8 protein-coding genes and 1 pseudogene are annotated in these 17,296 nt (G+C 68.0%); 3 read left to right on the top strand and 6 right to left on the bottom strand.

Translation table 11 applies throughout. The features are described from left to right. Positions 1-65: 65 nt before the first annotated feature. Both AC5Y5O_RS09600 and AC5Y5O_RS09595 read right to left on the bottom strand, forming a co-directional pair. Positions 66-10,667 (bottom strand): annotated as a pseudogene (locus tag AC5Y5O_RS09600) (amino acid adenylation domain-containing protein); the annotation flags it as partial. Positions 10,668-11,166: 499 nt separating this feature from the next. Continuing rightward, a complete protein-coding gene (locus AC5Y5O_RS09595) occupies positions 11,167-11,928 on the bottom strand; it encodes an Rv3717 family N-acetylmuramoyl-L-alanine amidase (RefSeq protein ID WP_243394203.1) in 762 nt (253 codons plus the stop codon). A gap of 98 nt (positions 11,929-12,026) precedes the next feature. Between AC5Y5O_RS09595 and AC5Y5O_RS09590 the strand changes: the two genes are divergently transcribed. Together AC5Y5O_RS09590 and recR are read left to right on the top strand one after the other, a co-directional pair. Next, entirely contained in the window at positions 12,027-12,377 is a 351-nt protein-coding gene (locus tag AC5Y5O_RS09590; RefSeq protein WP_096290456.1) for a YbaB/EbfC family nucleoid-associated protein, read from the top strand. A gap of 8 nt (positions 12,378-12,385) precedes the next feature. Next, complete coding sequence (recR, locus tag AC5Y5O_RS09585; protein WP_096290455.1) at positions 12,386-12,997, top strand: recombination mediator RecR; 612 nt, start codon at positions 12,386-12,388, stop codon at positions 12,995-12,997. Between the two features lie 12 nt (positions 12,998-13,009). Here the strand turns inward: recR and AC5Y5O_RS09580 are convergent, their stop codons facing one another. From AC5Y5O_RS09580 to AC5Y5O_RS09565, 4 genes are all read right to left on the bottom strand, one after another. Further along, positions 13,010-13,669: a C39 family peptidase gene (locus AC5Y5O_RS09580; protein WP_096290454.1), complete on the bottom strand. Its 660-nt coding sequence runs from the start codon at positions 13,667-13,669 to the stop codon at positions 13,010-13,012. A gap of 105 nt (positions 13,670-13,774) precedes the next feature. Then, positions 13,775-14,191, bottom strand: coding sequence for a hypothetical protein (locus tag AC5Y5O_RS09575; RefSeq protein ID WP_243394202.1), 417 nt, complete (start codon positions 14,189-14,191; stop codon positions 13,775-13,777). A gap of 8 nt (positions 14,192-14,199) precedes the next feature. Continuing rightward, positions 14,200-14,907: a type 1 glutamine amidotransferase gene (locus AC5Y5O_RS09570; RefSeq protein WP_096290452.1), complete on the bottom strand. Its 708-nt coding sequence runs from the start codon at positions 14,905-14,907 to the stop codon at positions 14,200-14,202. Further along, positions 14,900-16,138: a Mur ligase family protein gene (locus AC5Y5O_RS09565; RefSeq protein ID WP_096290451.1), complete on the bottom strand. Its 1,239-nt coding sequence runs from the start codon at positions 16,136-16,138 to the stop codon at positions 14,900-14,902. The genes AC5Y5O_RS09570 and AC5Y5O_RS09565 overlap by 8 nt, the downstream gene beginning before the upstream one ends. A 96-nt stretch (positions 16,139-16,234) precedes the next feature. Between AC5Y5O_RS09565 and AC5Y5O_RS09560 the strand changes: the two genes are divergently transcribed. Continuing rightward, positions 16,235-17,236, top strand: coding sequence for a DEDDh family exonuclease (locus AC5Y5O_RS09560; RefSeq protein ID WP_096290450.1), 1,002 nt, complete (start codon positions 16,235-16,237; stop codon positions 17,234-17,236). Positions 17,237-17,296 lie beyond the last annotated feature (60 nt).

Here is a 17,296-nt window from a genome sequence, read left to right as displayed (position 1 = left end):
CCGAGATAGGGTGCCAGCTGGGCGACAGAGGGTGCGTCGAAAAGCCTGCTCACCTTGAGGTCCGCGTCCAGAACCGTATTGATCGCGGCGATCACCCGCATCGCCGACAGCGAGTCTCCGCCGAGATCGAAGAAGGAATCGTCGACTCCGACCCGTTCCACATTCAGCACCTGGGCGTAGACCCCGGCCAGGATCTCCTCGACGGCGCTGGCCGGCGCCCGGTACCGACCGGCATCGCGGTAGTCCGGTGCCGGCAAGGCCCGGGTGTCGAGCTTGCCGTTGACCGTCATCGGCAACGCGTCGACCACCAGTACCGCCGACGGCACCATGTACGGCGGAAGCAACTCGGACAGCTGGGCACGGACCAGGGCCGGGTCGGCGGTCCCGGTGATGTAGCCGACGAGACGCTTGGTGGCGAGGCGGTCCTCGCGGGCGATCACCGCAGCTTGTTCCACGCCGTCCAAACCGGCCAGGACCGCGCGTATTTCGCCGAGTTCGATGCGGTAGCCGCGAATCTTCACCTGCTCATCGGCGCGCCCGACATATTGCAACTGCCCGTCGGCGCCCCACCGCACCAGGTCGCCGGTGCGATACATGCGGGCACCGGGACTCCCAAAAGGACAGGCCATGAATCGCGATGCGGTCAACCCGCCGCGGCGCCAATACCCGTATCCCACCCCACGCCCGGCCAGGTACAACTCGCCGACCACGCCGACGGGTACCGGGCGCAACCAGCCATCGAGCACGAAGAACGCCGCGCCCGCTGTCGGCGAACCAATCGGCACCACAGCGGTTTTCGGGATGAGGGGCGCACTCTTGGACAGCCACATCGTGGTCTCGGTGGGCCCGTAGACGTTGACCATCGTCCGCCCGGGCGCCCATCGATCCACCACCTCGGGTGGGCAGGGTTCGGCGCCGATCACCAGCGCCGCCGATTCCAAACCGTTAACGGAAAGGGCGGCCACCGCGGACGGGGTTTGGGTCAGCACCGTGACGCGTTCGTTGACGAGCAGGTCGTGGAAGTCGTCGGGTGAGCGGGTCATCTGCTCGGGCACCACCACCAGCCGCCCGCCGTGGAGCAGCGCGCCCCAGATCTCCCACACCGAGAAGTCGAACGCATAGGAGTGGAACTGCGTCCACACCTGCTCCGCGGTCAGTTTCAGCCCGATCTCCAGTGAGTCGAAGAGCTGGGTGACGTTGGCGTGGTTGACCGCAACGCCTTTGGGCGCCCCGGTAGTGCCCGAGGTGTAGATGATGTGGGCGACATCGTCGGGCTCCGGCATCGGTAGCGCGGTGGCGGGTTGAGCACTGAGCGCGGGATCGCGGATATCGATCGTCGTCAGGTCGTACCCGTCGATTCGCGCGCGCAGCTCGGTGGTGGTGAGTGCGGCGATCGGCGCGGCGTCGGTCACCATGAATTCGATCCGTGCCGCGGGGTGTGCCGGGTCGATCGGCAGGTATGCCGCGCCGGATTTCAACACCGCCAAGATCGCGACGATGGCCTCGGCCGAGCGCGAAAACAGCAGTGCCACAAACTGTCCGGGGACCGCCCCGTGCGAGGTCAGCAGGTGCGCCACCCGGTTGGACTCTTCGTCGAGCTCGCGGTAGGTGATCGAGCGGCCGTCGAACGTGATCGCGATCGCGTCGGGGGTGCGCGCGGCCTGTGCGGCGAACAATGCCGGCACGGATATCCCGGTTGCCGGCCGAGTCAGCACCGCTCGGTTACCGATCTCATCGAGGCGGTGGTGTTCGTTGGCGTCGAGCAGATCCATCAGCGACAGCCTGCTGGTGGGATCGTTGGTGATGGCCACCAGGACCCGCTGCAACTGCCGGATGAGGGTGTGGACGCTGTCCGCGGTGAAGACGTCGGTGTCGTACTCGATCCGCAGGCCCAGTTCGTCGCCGGGCATTGCCTGCAAAGTCATTGGGTAGTGGTTGTTTTCGCGAGCGCTGTACCCGGTGACGGCCAGGCCGTTGACGCCGAACAATGCGGGATCAACGGGGTAGTTCTCGTAGACGAACAGCGTGTCGAAGAGTTGGTCGTGGCCTGCGGCGCGGTGAATCTCGGGCAGTGCCAGGTGCTGGTGTTCGAGGGTGTGGTTGTTGGCGCGATGCAGTTGGTCGAGTAGGTCGGCCGTGGTGGTGGCCGTGGTGATCGTGGCGCGCACCGGCACCGTGTTGATCAGCAGGCCGACCATCGAATCGGAGCCGGCCAGCTCGGGCGGGCGGCCCGAAACCGCGGTGCCGAAGGCGACGTCGCGCTGGCCGGTCAGCCACATCAACAGCTGCGCCCAGCCGGCCTGCAGGACGGTATTGACGGTGGTGTGATTCTGCCGCGCCAGCTCGGTTACGGCCTGGGTCGTGTCGGCGGGCACTCGCGACGTCACCACCGCTCGCCGCCCGAGCCCGGCGCGCCCCGGCGGGGCCACCAGGGTGGGAACCTCGAAACCGGCGAACATTTGCCGCCAGGCCGTCTCGGCGCTGCCGCGGTCCTGGTCGGTCAGCCAGGACACGAACCGGCGGTACGGCGCCGGTGCCGGGAGTCGCTGGCCGTAATAGGTTGTGAAGATCTCTTGCAACAGGATTGGCAGTGACCAGCCATCGAGCACGATGTGGTGGTTCGTCAACACCAACCGGTGCAGGTCGCTGCCGATGCGGATCAGCGCGACCCGGAACGCGGGCGGCTCGGTCAGGTCGACGACTGCCGTGCGTTCGGCAGCGCACAGCCGCGCGAGGTGTTCCTCGGTATCGACGGCCCCGTCGAGTTCCAGGTATTGCCAAGCTGATTCGGGGTCGATCGGAATGACCTGGATCGGGTCGTCGAACTCCGGGCAGAACCGGGCTGCCAGGTTGGGATGGCGGCCGACCACCGTGTCGACCGCGGCGCGCAACCGGTCGGGTTCCAGCGGGCCGGTGATGGTGATATCCAGCTGGACCGCGTAGAGCTCGCCCAAATCGCTTGTGCCGTGGGTGTTGGCATGGAACAGCAGGCCCTGTTGCAGCGGCGTGAGCGGCAAGATGTCGGCGATGTGGTCGCGTCGGCACAGCTCGTCGATCTGCTGCTGGCTGAGCCGCGCCGGGGCGATATCCGACGGAGTCAGACCGCCACCACCGGCGCGGACATGAGCGCAGATCCCGGTCAGGGCGTCGAACCACATTTGGTTGAGCCGGCCGATCTGCTCACTGGTGAGCGCTGAGGCAGCCCAGGTCCAGGTCGCGTGCAAGCGTGGGCCGATGTCCGTGTCGAGCGTGCCGGCGTTGAGTTCCACGGTGTGCCCCAACGGCATTGGGATGGCCGAGGCCACGGCGGCGACCGTCACACCGTCCTCGCCGATCAGCCACAGATCGTCGGAGAACTCAACGGCGCCGGCGCCCAGGCGTCCGAAGTAGTTGAACCCGATCAACGGGTCGGCCGAGTCCAGATCCACTTCGGGGTTCAGGTAGCGCAACAGCCCGTAGGTCAGGCCGTCTGGCAGTGCGCGCAGTTGCTCTTTGGCGTTCTTGATCAGCGCGCCCAGCGCGGGCGCACCGGCGAGCACCTGTGCCCAGGACAAGCCACCGCCGTCCAGGGCCACCGGATATTTGGTGGTGAACCATCCCACCGTCCGTGACAAGTCCATGTCGCCGGCCAGCTCACCGTGGCGCCCATGGCCCTCCACGTCGATGCCGATCGGGCCGGCGCCCAGAAACTCCGTGCAGGCCAACCCGAACGCGATCAGCAGAATGTCTTGCACGCCGGCGTGAAACGCCGCGGGCACTTCGCCCAATAACATCCGAGTGGTGTCGACGTCGAGGTCCACCGACAACCGGCCCGCACTGGCGTAGGTGTCCAGCTCGGGCCGGGGTGCCGGCAGTGTGGACGGGACCGCGGCTATCTGCCGCCACACCTGCGTCTGGGCGACGACTTCGGGATCGCGGGCGTGCTGATCGAGCCACGACGCCCAGCGGGCAAACGACGTTCCCGGTGCGGGCAACGCCACCTCTTGGTCGGCGCAATGCTGTGCCCAGGCAAGGTTGATGTCTTCCAACAGGATTCGCCATGACACCCCGTCGACGGCCAGATGGTGAATGATCAGCACCAGCTCACCGATCGGCGCCACCCACAATGCGCTCAGCATCTTTCCGGTGACCGGATCCAGCCGGGCCCGCGCTTGGACCAGTACCTCATCGGTGAGCTCGTCGACGACGCGCAGGCAACCTTGCGCGTCCACCGAACCGGGCTCGGGCACCCACAGTGACCAGCCGCCGGCGAAGTCGTCGTCGACGCGCAGCCGCAGCATCGCGTGCCGGTCCAGCAACGCCTGCAGCACCACCACCACGTCGGCTTCGGTCACCGTGACCGGGGCCTGAATGGCGACGGTCTGGTTGAACTCCTCGACGCGACCCGCGACGCCCTCCAGCCAGCGGATGATCGGGGTGGCCGGCACCTCGCCCACGCCTTCATCGACGACTCCGGCGTCATCCGTTGCGACACTGGCTACTCGGGCCAGCCGGGCGACAGTCTGCTCGACGAAGATGTCCCGAGGTCGGCACACCACCCCGGCCGCGCGCGCCCGGGACACCACCTGCATCGACAGGATGCTGTCCCCGCCCAGGTCGAAGAACGACTCATCGACCCCGACGCGCTTCAACCCCAGCACCTGCGCGTAGATCCCGGCCAGGATCTCCTCGACGGCATCGGTGGGGGGGCGGTAATGATCGGCATCCTGATATTCGGGTGCGGGCAACGCGCGGGTATCAAGTTTGCCGTTGACCGTCATCGGCAGCGCGTCGAGCACCACCACCGCCGACGGAACCATGTACGGGGGAAGGCCGTCGGCAAGCGCGGCCCGGGCGTGGTTGGGGTCGGCGGTTCCGGTGATGTAGCCGACGAGGCGTTTGACGCCGGGCCGGTCCTCGCGGGCGACGACGACCGCCTGCTCCACGCCTTCCAAACGTGCCAGGGCCGCTCGTATTTCGCCGAGCTCGATGCGGTAGCCGCGAATTTTGACCTGTTCGTCGGCGCGGCCCAGGTAGTCGAGTTGCCCGTCGGGACGCCACCGCACCAGGTCGCCGGTACGGTACATCCGGGCGCCGGGCTCCGCGAACGGACAGGCCATGAAACGCGACGCGGTCAGCCCGCCCCGGCGCCAGTACCCGCACCCGACCCCGCGCCCGGCCAGGTACAACTCACCTACCACGCCGACGGGCACCGGGCGCAACCACTGGTCGAGCACAAAGAACGCGGCCCCCGAGACCGGCGAGCCGATCGGCGGAACGCCCGAACCCGTTGCCAGCGGCGCACTCTTGGCCGCCCACATCGTCGTTTCGGTCGGTCCGTAGACGTTGATCATCAGTCGGCCGCGTGCCCACCGATCCACCAGTTCCGCCGGGCAGGGTTCGGCGCCGATGACCAGCGCGGTCGATTCCAAGCCCTGCGGGGAGAGCACGCCGACCGCGGACGGGGTCTGAGTGAGAACGGTGACGCGTTCGGCGACCAGCAGGGCGTGGAAGTCTGCCGGTGAACCGGTCACGGCTTCGTGCACTACCACCAGTCGGCCACCGTGTAACAGCGCGCCCCAGATCTCCCACACCGAGAAGTCGAAGGCGTACGAATGACATTGGGTCCACACTTGTCCGGGTGACAGTTCCAGGCCGGTGTCGAGCGAGTCGAAGAGTTGAGTGACGTTGTGCTGAGTAACCGCAACGCCTTTGGGCATGCCGGTGGTACCCGAGGTGTAGATGATGTGAGCGATGTCGTCTGGCGACGGTCCGGGCGGCGCGGTCGCGGGCTGGGCGTCGATGCGGGGGTCGTCCACGTCGATGATCCGCAGCTCGCATTTCTGCAGCCGCGGCCGCAGCTCGGCGGTGGTGATCGCGGCGATCGGCGCGGCGTCGGCCACCATGAACGCGATACGTGCCGATGGGTGGCCGGGATCGATCGGTAGGTAGGCCGCACCGGATTTGTGTACCGCCAGGATCGCGATGATCGCTTCGGCGGATCGCGAAAACAGCAGTGCCACAGACCCTCCCGGTGCAGCGCCTTCGGCGCGCAGGAGGTGTGCCAACCGGTTGGCGGCCGCGTCGACCTCGAGATAGGTCATCGACCGGCCCTCGAAGGTTACGGCTACCGATTCCGGGGCGCGGGCCACCTGCGCGGCCCACAGTGCCGGAACTGTGGTCGGGGTCTGCGGCCGAGCCAGTACGGCGCGATTGCCGAACGCGTCGAGCTGGTTGCGTTCGGCGTAATTCAACAGCTGGATCGACGAGAGCCGTTGGGCAGCATCGGTTGTCATGGCGGTAAGCACGCGCTGCAATCGCCCGACCAACGCCTCGATGCTGTCCGGGTTGAACACGTCGGTGCGATACTCCACCGCCCCGCCGATTCCGGCCGGTTCACCGGACGCGGTGAAGCGCTCGGTCAGAGTGAAGGCCAAATCCGTTCGTGCGGTGCGGGTGTCGATTGGCAATGGGGTGGCTCGCACATCGCCCAAGGCCAGTTCGGCCGGCTCCGTGTTCTGCCAGCCCAGCATCACCTGCACCAGCGGGTGGTGCGCCAGGCTGCGGGTCGGGTTCAGCCGCTCGACCAGAACCTCGAACGGCACGTCCTGGTGTTCGTAGGCGGCCAGGCTGCGTCGCCGTACCTGAGCCAACAACTCCGCGACGGTGGGATCGCCAGCCACATCGACCCGCAGCACCAGGGTGTTGACGAAGAAGCCCACCAGCTCGTCGAGCGCGGGATCGCGGCGCCCGGCGATCGGGAAGCCCACGGCCACATCGGAACTCGCACTGATCGCCGACAGCAGCACCGCCAGGGCGGCCTGGACCACCATGAAGCTGGTGGCGTTGTGCTCCCGGGCCACTTCGCGGACCCGCTGCTGCAATTCGGCCGGCCACTGCACGGCCACACTGGCCCCGTGCTGATCGGCCACCGGCGGGTAGGGACGGTCGGTGGGAAGCGGCAGTACCTCCGGCATCCCCGCCAGCGTCTCTTCCCAATAGGACAGTTGCGACGCGATCGGGCTTTCTGCGTCGGCCAGGTCTCCGAATTGCGCGTGCTGCCACAGCGTGTAATCGGCGTACTGCACCGGCAATTCGGCCCAGTCCGGTTCGCGTCCGAGGCACCGAGCGGCATACGCCTGCGCCAGATCACGCATCAGCGGCGCAATCGACCAGCCGTCGGAGGCAATGTGGTGCAGCACGCCGATCAGCAGATGATCGTCGTCGCCGCAGCGGAAAAGCGTTGTCCGTAAGGGTATCTCGCTGGTCAGGTCGAAGGTGTGGCGCGCCGCCGCATCGACTGCCTCATCCAGCCGGAATGCCGGCCAGCCGTTGGCATCCACGACCTGCCAACCGAACTCGGCACCGTCGGCGGCCAACACCAGTTGCCGCGGGGTGTCCTCGGTCGCGGGGAACACCGTACGCAGGCTCTCGTGCCGGGCGATCACATCGGCCATCGCGGCGCCCAGCGCGTCGACGTCGAGGCTGCCCGACAGCCGCAACGCGACCGCGATGTTGTACATCGGCGATGGACCTTGCAGCTGGTCCAGGAACCACAGCCGCGACTGGGCGAACGACAGCGGAACCACCGCCGGGCGCCAGCCGGCCGTCAATGGCGTCAGTCGCTCCTGCCCGGTGTCGATGCGGGGTACCAGCTGCGCGATCGTCGGGGCTTCGAACAATGCCCGCACCGAAAGCCCGGCGTCCAGGGCGGTGTTGATCGCGGCGATCACCCGCATCGCAGAAAGCGAGTCTCCGCCCAGATCGAAGAACGACTCCTCGATTCCGACCCGGTCCACTCCCAGAACCTGGGCATAGATACCGGCCACAATCTCCTCGACCGCGGTGGCCGGTGCGAGGTAGTTCTCGACGTCGCGGTAGTCCGGTGCCGGCAGCGCGCGGGTGTCGAGCTTGCCGTTGACCGTCAAGGGCAAGGCGTCGATCGCCAGCACCGCGACCGGCACCATGTACGCGGGCAACCGCTCGGCCAGTGCGCTGCGCAGCTCGGCCGGATCGGCGGTGCCGGTGACATAACCCACCAAGCGCTTTTCACCGGGGCGATCCTCGCGGGAGATCACCGCGGCCTGCTCGACCCCGTCGAAGCCTGCCAGTGCGGCGCGGATTTCGCCGAGCTCAATGCGGTAGCCGCGAATCTTGACCTGCTCGTCGGCGCGCCCGACATAGTCCAGCTGTCCGTCGGCGCCCCAGCGCACCAGGTCTCCGGTCCGATACATACGGGCGCCGGGTCCGCCGAAGGGACAGGCCACGAACCGCGATGCTGTCAACGGGGACCGCGCCAGGTAGCCGTATCCGACGCCGCTGCCTGCCACGTAAAGCTCGCCGACCACCCCGGCGGGCACCGGGCGCAGCCAGTCGTCGAGCACAAACAGTGCCGACGTGGAGACCGGCGCACCGATCGGTACCGCATTCCCGGCCGACAGCGGCGCGCTCATCGCCGCGTAGATCGTGGTTTCGGTGGGGCCGTAGGCGTTGATCATCACGCGCCCGGGCGCCCACCGGTCGACCACCTCGGCCGGGCACGCCTCGCCGCCGATCAGCAGCGCCGCCGATCCCAGACCTTCCGGCGACAGCGCCGCCACCGACGACGGTGTCTGCGTCAGTACGCTGACCCGCTCGGCGATCAGCAGGGCGCCGAAATCGTCGGCCGAAGCGGTGACCAACTCGGGGACCACCACCAGCCGGTCGCCGTGCAGCAGCGCAGCCCAGATCTCCCACACCGAGAAGTCGAAGGCGTAAGAGTGGCATTGGGTCCAGACCTGTCCGGGGGGCAATCCGGCGCTCAGCGAGTCGAGTTGCGCGGCGACGTTGTCATGGGTGATGGCCACGCCTTTGGGGACACCGGTGGTGCCGGAGGTGTAGATGATGTGCGCGATGTCATCTGGTGACGGACCGGGCGGCGCGGTGGCGGGCTGGGCGTCGACCGCCGGGTCGTGGATATCGATGATCTCCAGGCCGTAAGGGTCCAGCCGGTCCGCGAGCGCGGTGGTGGTCAGTGCGGCCACCGGCGCGGCGTCGGCGAGCATGAACTCGATCCGCGTCGCGGGGTGAGCCGGGTCGATCGGCAGGTACGCGGCTCCGGTCTTCAGCACCGCCAAGATCGCGATGATGGCGTCGGCCGATCGCGAAAAGAGCAGCGCCACAGACTGTCCCGGCCCCGCGCCCCGGTCTGCTAGCAGGTGGGCCACCCGGTTGGCGTTCTCGTCGAGTTCGCGGTAGGTGAGCGAACGGCCGTCGAAGCTCACCGCTGCCGCGTCCGGGGTGCGCGCGACTTGTGCTGCGAACAATGCCGGGATCGACGCCGCGGTCGCGGGCCGCGTCAGCACCTCCCGGTTACCCAACCGGTCCACGCCGGTGTGTTCGTCGTCGTCCAGCAGATCGATCGAGGCGAGCTCGTGTTCGGGTGCCGACGCCATGGCTTTCAGCACCCGCTGCAACCGTTGCGTCAGTTCCGCGACGTCGAAGTTCGAATATGGTTGCCCGGCCCCGGCAGTGGTGACGAACTGCTCGTCGCCGGCACCGACGAAGAACAGCCCGAAGTGACCTATCGGTCCAAAGCTGGTGTACGTCGCGGTGCCCGGAACTCCGGCGAAGTTCAGGGTGATCCTGGACGGAACGAAGTTGAGGACCACTCGATTCGCCGTCTGCCCGGCGCCGCGAAGACCGCCCTCGTCCCCCAGGACCTGCACCGGAAAACGCTGATGCCGCAAAGCTTCTCGCGTTCGCTTATCGACGTGCTTGCAGAAGTCGGCAACGGTCGACCCCGGTGACGTCTTGAGCACCAGGGGAACCACCCCGGCGACCATTGCGGGAAGGGATTTGGACTCCGGGTGGACCCGCCTGCTGACCGGGAAGTCGAGCACGACCTCCGAGCCGCCGGTGCATCCGCGCACCAACAGCGCACACGCCGCCGTCAGGATCGAGGTTCGACGTACACCCAGCGTTTTGGACAGCTGTTTGATCTGGCCGACGACGGACGGATCCAGCTGAACCGGCGTGGTCGGCTGATTCGGATCCGGCCGCGAGGTGGCCGGCGCCAATCGATAGTCCGGTCCGTTCTCCGACGGCAGGTTGGCGTTCCAGTAGGCCTGGTCTTCCAGGTATTCCGCGGACGCCTCGTATTCCAGCTCGCCGCGAACGAGGTCCTGTAATGAGCCGAAGAACGCGGGCGAGCTGGCCGTGCCGGACGCGAGTGCGGTGTAGAGAGCCGCAATCCGGCGGCCGACGAGCCCAATACCCAAGCCGTCGAGGACGATGTGATGGCAGCAGGCAGACCAGTAATATTCATCGGCTTTCGTGCGGAATAACGCAAATTTGAGTAGCCGGCCATCCAGCGGCATCAGGGTGTGCTGGATCGATGACGCAATCTCGCGGGCCTCGGCCACGGGATCGCTGCAGCCGCGGAGATCGTGGAAGTCCAACTCGAATTCCGGGTAATCGACTGCCTTTTGGAAAACCTGACCGTCGACTTCGAAGAATGCGGCGCGGCACGGTTCGGCCTCGTGCAACGTTTTGCTGATTGCTTGTCTGAGCAAATCAGGCTCGACCGTGCCCTCGATTTTGATGAATAGGCCGAGTTGCCAGTCGGTGCCGGAGCGTCCCGTTTCCTGTGCGAGCCAGATATCCAATTGCCGGCGCGTCAGCGGGAGGGCACGGGCGTCAAATTCCATCCGACCGCCCCTACCCGAAAGGCTTACGCAGTAAAGGCCTTATCCGGTTCCGGGTGCCGCAGATTCCATGGCCGTGTATCGGTGCGACAGCGTGGGACGCGGCCGAAAACCGCCGCGGCTTAGGCCCTGTGGTGAACCGCTTATCCACAGGTGGCGACGTCCGCGGAAGCCCACCCCGGGCGGTGCGGATGGTCGTCGTTGACCTGGACGAATGTGTCGCCGACGGTTTGTTGCTCACCGATTCTCCCCACACGTCTAATCGACATGAGTGGAACAAACCCTAGTGGACCAAAACGGGCTCCAACAGGGGTTTCGGCAAAGTTCTTGATGTTAGCGAGGTGTTAGCCGCGAGTTTCGCGCAGGCGAGTTCACACTGCGAAACCGCTAGGGCCGCAAGCAATCTGGTTTCGTGACCGCCCAAGCCAGGGGTCCGAAAACTGCCGACAACGCTACCGGGTGGATGGCATCGGCGCTACCCGAAACCGCGGAACCGCCGCGGTCAGCGCGCCTGGCCCTGGGTGGCCAGGAAGCCCGCCACGCCACGGACGAGTGCGTCGGCGTACTTCTGCCGGCCATCCGGGGACTCCATCAGCGCCGAATCCACCGGGTTCTTCATGTTGCCGCATTCGACGAGGATCGCGGGGTATTGCGCCAGGTTGAGCCCGGTCAGGTCGGAGCGTCCGTACAGCCCGCCCTGGCCGATGTAGGTGGACGGCGGGATACCGGCGGCCTGCATCTGGTCGCGCATGATCCGCGCGTACTGCACCGACGGTCCGGCCTGCACCTGGTTGAGCGGCGGGGCCGAATAATTGACATGGAATCCGCGCCCGGACGGTGGACCGCCGTCGGCGTGGATGCTCAGGATCGCGTTGGGCCGCAACGAGTTGGCCACGTTGGCGCGCTCGTCGATACACGGTCCGAGGGCGTTGTCGTTGCCGCGGGACAGGGCGGTCCTGACGCCGAGTGCTGTCAGTGCGGCGCGAACCCGCAGCGCGGTGTCCCAGGTGAAGGTGTGTTCCTGGTAACCGCTGTTGGTCGCGGTGCCGCTGGTCTGGCAATCCTTGGTGCCGCCACGGCCGGTCGTGACCTGCCGGCCGATGGACGCGTCGTTGGCGCCGTTGTGGCCGGGATCGATGAAAACGACCATGCCGGCGATGTTGGATGGGGTCGCGGTCGCGGTCGGCACGATCAGGGTCGATGCGGCGACCAGCATGCTGATCGCCGTCTTGATGCCGACACGCCTGCTCACTCGTTGGTCCACGGCGCAAAGGTAACGTCGCGCGGTCTACGCTGGGTGTTTCGAATCGCCCGACATCCACAGGCGAAACCAACTCGAGACCAAGATGCGAAGGGATTGTCATGCAACCCGGAGGCGATATGTCGGCGCTGCTCGCTCAGGCGCAGCAGATGCAACAAAAGCTAATGGAAGCTCAGCAACTGCTCGCGAATGCCGAGATTCGCGGTCAGGCGGGCGGCGGGCTGGTCGAGGCAATCGTCAAAGGCAGTGGTGAGGTCGTCGCGGTCAAGATCGATCCCTCGGTCGTGGACCCCTCGGACGTCGAGACGTTGCAGGACTTGATCGTCGGCGCCATGGTCGACGCCTCCAAGCAGGTCACCAAGATGGCGCAGGAACAGCTGGGATCGCTGACCGCCGGCCTGAGCGCGCCGCCGGCCCCGCCCGCCCCACCGACTCAGATACCGGGGCTCTGACCTCTTAGATGTTCGAGGGACCGGTCCAGGATCTGATCGACGAACTCGGCAAGCTGCCGGGTATCGGTCCAAAGAGCGCGCAGCGCATCGCCTTTCACTTGTTGTCGGTCGAACCGCCGGAGATCGACCGGCTCACCGCCGTGCTGGCGAAGGTCCGCGACGGCGTCCGCTTTTGCGCGGTCTGCGGCAACGTGTCCGATGACGAGCGCTGCCGGATCTGCGGCGATCCGCGCCGGGACGGTTCGCTGGTGTGCGTCGTCGAGGAGCCCAAGGACGTCCAGGCCGTCGAGCGCACGCGCGAATTCCGCGGTCGCTACCACGTGCTGGGCGGCGCGCTGGATCCGCTGTCCGGCGTGGGCCCCGATCAGCTGCGGATCCGCGAGCTGCTCAGCCGCATCGGCGAGCGGGTCGACGGTGTGGATATCACCGAGGTGATCATCGCGACCGACCCCAACACCGAGGGGGAGGCGACGGCCACCTACCTGGTCCGGGTGTTGCGCGACATTCCCGGCCTGACGGTCACGCGGATCGCGTCCGGGCTGCCGATGGGCGGCGACTTGGAGTTCGCGGACGAGTTGACGCTGGGCCGCGCGCTCACCGGCCGCCGGTCCATGGTCTGACCCGTCGGAACGTCACGCGGTCACGACCGTGAAGTTGTCGCTGGCGGCCCACGCTTCTTCGAACGTCGCGACCGAGACCTGCTCGTCGCGGCCCGCGCGGGCGCCGCTGTCATTGAGGTGCACCACACCGGCGTCGTAGTCGATCCCGATGACGACCACGAAGTGGTTTTCCTTGGTGCGGTTGCCCGGCCTGTTCCAGATCACGTTGTCGTTGACCCCGACGATGATCTTGCGGCCGCGATCGAGATCGACAGCCAGCGCTTCGGTGTCCGGGTGAACGGCGCTGGCGTGCACGCCGTAGTGCTCCAACAGCGGGACCAGGTCGCGATTGCTGGTTCGGCCGCCCGGGTGGTAGATCGGCCCGGGGTGGGCCACGCTCGGGATGTTCTCCGCCGCGGCGGTGATCTCGTCCTCGCTGGGCTCGTGGCCGCTGATCTGGCCGATCACGTCGGCGACCGCCATCTCGCCGCAGTCGAGGTCCTGTTGCTGGTAGCGCCAGTAGGGCGCGGCGGCGGCCGGGTCGCCGTGCGTTCCGGCGACGAGGTGTGGGGCGGGAATGCTCGGGGCGGCGTGCGCGATTCCGGCCGCCCAGCCGGCGGCGGCCGCGGCCATCAACGCCGCGAGGGCGCCGAAGCGTACCGCCCTGGCCATGCTTGCGGGGGTGCTGGTCATGGGGACCCTTTCTCGGGCCGCCGCGGGGCGCGTCGGCGTAGCGGAAGGGTGGGCTAGTGCCCTATAAAGAACCTTGTCGCCCAGGTAGGGCGGGTCTGACGTTCCTCAGGCCTTGCTCAACTGGAACGGCCTGGTGAAGGTCTTGCCCGGCTCCGCGCCGCACCCGTCCGAGGCCGTCGTCCGGGCTTCGCCGGCGAGCGACACGGCATCGAAGCTGTAGTCGACGGTCACCGGGGCCTGTGAGATCGATGCGCCGTTCGGGCATGGTGCCTGGGCCGTACCGCTGTGCGTCCAGCGCCCATTGGCCAGGTGGAATTCCCAGCTGATGACGAAGGTCCCGCCATCTTGCGAGGTTGCCCGGGTGCAGTCCGATCCGCAGGGGGCGAAAAGCCAGGCGGTCGATTTGCCGTTGTCCGGATAGAGCACGTTGTACCGGCCGCTCGGGACGTCCGGGTCGGCGTGTGCCGGTGCCGCCGACGCGATGAACGCGGCGAGCAGCGCGCCGCTGGCAGCGATCTTCACGACCGGCACTAGCGCGCCGCCAGTCGTTCGCGGCGCAGCAGGTCCACCTCGGGCAGTCGCAGCGGCGCCAGCTCGCCGACCACCTTGCTCAGCAGCAGGTCGGCTAGCTCCGGGTTGCGGGCCAGACACGGCCCGTGCATGTAGGTCGCGACGACGCTGCCCTGGATCACGCCGTCGAATTCGTCGCCAAGCCGGTTGCCCGCGCCCTTGACCACGGCCCCCAGCGGTGCGGCGGCGGGGCCGAGCACGGTGCCGCCGCGGTGGTTTTCAAAGCCGGTGAGCGGCTGGGTCAGCCCGGCCAGCAGCGGCTTGCTCACCAGTTCGCCGATCGTGCGCGCCTGCTGTGGCGAGGTCGTCGCGTCCAGCAAGCCCACCCCGTCCACCCGCTCTCCCGAGGACGTCTCGTACCAGTGCCCGAGCACCTGGACGGCCGCGCAGATCGACAGCACGGGTGCACCGCGCTGCGCGGCGCGCTGCAGGCCCGGGTACCGCAGCAGGTGACGGGTGGCCAATCGCTGCGCGTAGTCCTCCGCGCCGCCCAGGGTGTAGAGGTCCAGGGACTCCGGCACCGGCTCGTCCAGCGTGATCTCGACGATCTCGGCGGCGATACCCCGCAGCCGCAGTCGTTGCCGCAGCACCACCGCGTTGCCGCCGTCGCCGTAGGTGCCCATCACGTCGGGCAACACCAGCCCGATCCGCACGCTCGACTCAGCCATGACGTCCCAATGCCCGGTGCAGCTGCAGGAAGGCGGTGTAGTTGGCGACGACCTCGACGCGTCCCGGCGGGCAGGACGCGATCGCCGCCAGGGTGTCGTGCACCAGGGTGTGCTCGACGCCGGCGTACCCCAGGCGCACCGCCAGGTCGGTCCCGCGTTCGCCGGCGGCGACAACGGCCGTCTCACCGAAGTGTTCGAAGCGTACGTCCCACAGCCACGACAGATCCTCGCCGTCGGGCACCTGCCCGTTGACCGAGATGACCACCCCGGCCGCGTGTTTGTCGACCATCGACAGCGCCTCCTGCCAGCCGGCCGGATTCTTGGCCAGCAGGATCCGGGCGTCGTGCGGGCCGATCCGCACGGTCCGGTACCGGCCCGCGACCTCGTCCACTCCCGAGACCGCCGCGACGGCGGCCGCGGGGTCGGCGCCCAGCGCGACCGCGGCCGCGACGGCCTGGGCGGCATTGCCGCGATTCACCGCGCCGGGCAGCGCCAGCCGCATCGGCAGGGCCAGCCCGCCGGGCCCGTACAGCGTGCCCCCATCTTCGGGGTCGAACCACCACTGCGGGCTGGGCCGCTTGAAATCGGCGCCGGTGGAATACCAATGGCCCTGCTCGCGGACGATCACCTCGCCGCTGCGCGGGCAGCTGACCGAGTCGTTCGCCCACGTGCCGCCGGCGGCCACCCACACCACGTTCGGGGCGTCGTAGGCGGCCGAGGTCATCAGCACGTCGTCGCAGTTGGCGACGACGACGGCGTTCGGGTGACGGGCCAGCCCCGCGCGCAGCGTGCGCTCGATGACGTTGATCTCGCCGACCCGGTCCAGCTGATCGCGCGACAGGTTCAACAACACGATGACGCTCGGTTCGACGGCATCGGAGACGTGCGGCACGTGCATCTCGTCGACTTCCAGGGCCGCCAGCCCCGCGTCACGGTCGGCGGCCAGCGCGGCGACCAGGCCGGCGTCCATGTTGGCGCCCTCGGCGTTGGTGGCGACCGGTCCCAGCGTGCCGAGAGCGGCCGCGGTCATCCGGGTGGTCGTGGACTTGCCGTTGGTGCCGGTGACGATGACCGTGCGCCGGCCCGTGCCGAGCTGGCGCAGCACCGAGCGGTCCAGTGTCATCGCGACCAGGCCACCGATCATCGCGCCGGCGCCGCGCCCGGTCATCCGCGACGCCCAGCGCGCGCTCGCTCCTGCGGCGAGGGCCAGACGTGCGCGGGTGGTGACCACCCGCGCAGTTTAAGGGTGGCCGCTCGGATCCAACTAACCGCCGACACGGCCGCGCAGCGGCGCGGTGATGTCGGTCAGACGTGCGATTCTTCGTCTATGAGCCCCACAAATCCGACGCCCTGGGGCCGGCCCGCGAGCCATCCGGATGCGGGTTGGGCCGTCATCGATGTCGAGACCTCGGGTTTCCGTCCCGGTCAGGCCCGGGTCATCAGCCTGGCGGTGCTCGGGCTCGACACCGAGGGCCGCGTCGAGCAGTCCGTCGTCAGCCTGCTCAACCCCGGGGTGGATCCCGGTCCCACGCACGTGCACGGGCTGACCGCCGCCATGCTCGAGGATCAGCCCCAGTTCGGCGACATCGTCGGTGACGTGATCGAGGTGCTGCGCGGGCGCACGCTGGTGGCCCACAACGTCGCCTTCGACTACGCGTTCCTGGCCGCGGAGGCCGAGCTCACCGGCATCGCACTGCCCGTCGACAGCGTCATGTGCACGGTCGAGCTGGCCCGTCGGCTCAACCTCGGTGTCGAGAACCTGCGATTGGAGACCCTTGCCACGCATTGGGGCGTGACCCAGGAGCGGCCACACGACGCCTTCGACGACGCCCTGGTGCTCACGGGTGTGCTCGCGTCCGCGTTGGGACGGGCCCGCGAACTCGACATCTGGTTGCCGGTGCGCCCCGTCACGCGCCGTCGCTGGCCCAACGGCCGGGTCACCCACGACGAGCTGCGCCCGCTGAAGGCGCTGGCCTCGCGGATGCCGTGCCCCTTTCTCAATCCCGGGCCGTATGTCCGCGGCCGGCCGCTGGTCCAGGGCATGCGGGTGGCGCTGGCTGCCGAGGTGCGGCGCACCCACGAGGAACTCGTCGAGCGGATCCTGCACGCCGGGCTGGCCTACACCGATGTGGTCGACCGCGAGACCTCACTGGTGGTGTGTAACGCCCCCGCCCCCGAGCAGGGCAAGGGCTACCAGGCTCAGCAGCTGGGTGTGCCGGTGGTGTCCGACGCGCAGTTCATGGCCGGCGTGGGCACCGTGGTCGGAGGCACCAGCATGGAGGAGTTTGTCGACGCTGCCAGCGCCGACGACCAGCTTGCGCTGTTCTAACTGCTCCGACTGCCGACCAGATCGTTCCCGGATTCAGCATATTCTCAGCTGGCACCCGGC

The organism is Mycobacterium sp. NGS40 (genome assembly GCF_059812735.1).
The sequence above is the reverse complement of the archived record's forward strand: the minus strand, read 5'-3'. Positions and strand labels throughout refer to the sequence as shown.

Excerpts from the sequence above, each read along its gene's own strand:
- AC5Y5O_RS09590 (WP_096290456.1), top strand. The coding sequence starts at position 12,027 with ATGCAACCCGGAGGCGATATGTCGGCGCTGCTCGCTCAGGCGCAGCAG.
- recR (WP_096290455.1), top strand. The coding sequence starts at position 12,386 with ATGTTCGAGGGACCGGTCCAGGATCTGATCGACGAACTCGGCAAGCTG.
- AC5Y5O_RS09580 (WP_096290454.1), bottom strand. The coding sequence starts at position 13,669 with ATGACCAGCACCCCCGCAAGCATGGCCAGGGCGGTACGCTTCGGCGCC.
- AC5Y5O_RS09570 (WP_096290452.1), bottom strand. The coding sequence starts at position 14,907 with ATGGCTGAGTCGAGCGTGCGGATCGGGCTGGTGTTGCCCGACGTGATG.
- AC5Y5O_RS09560 (WP_096290450.1), top strand. The coding sequence starts at position 16,235 with ATGAGCCCCACAAATCCGACGCCCTGGGGCCGGCCCGCGAGCCATCCG.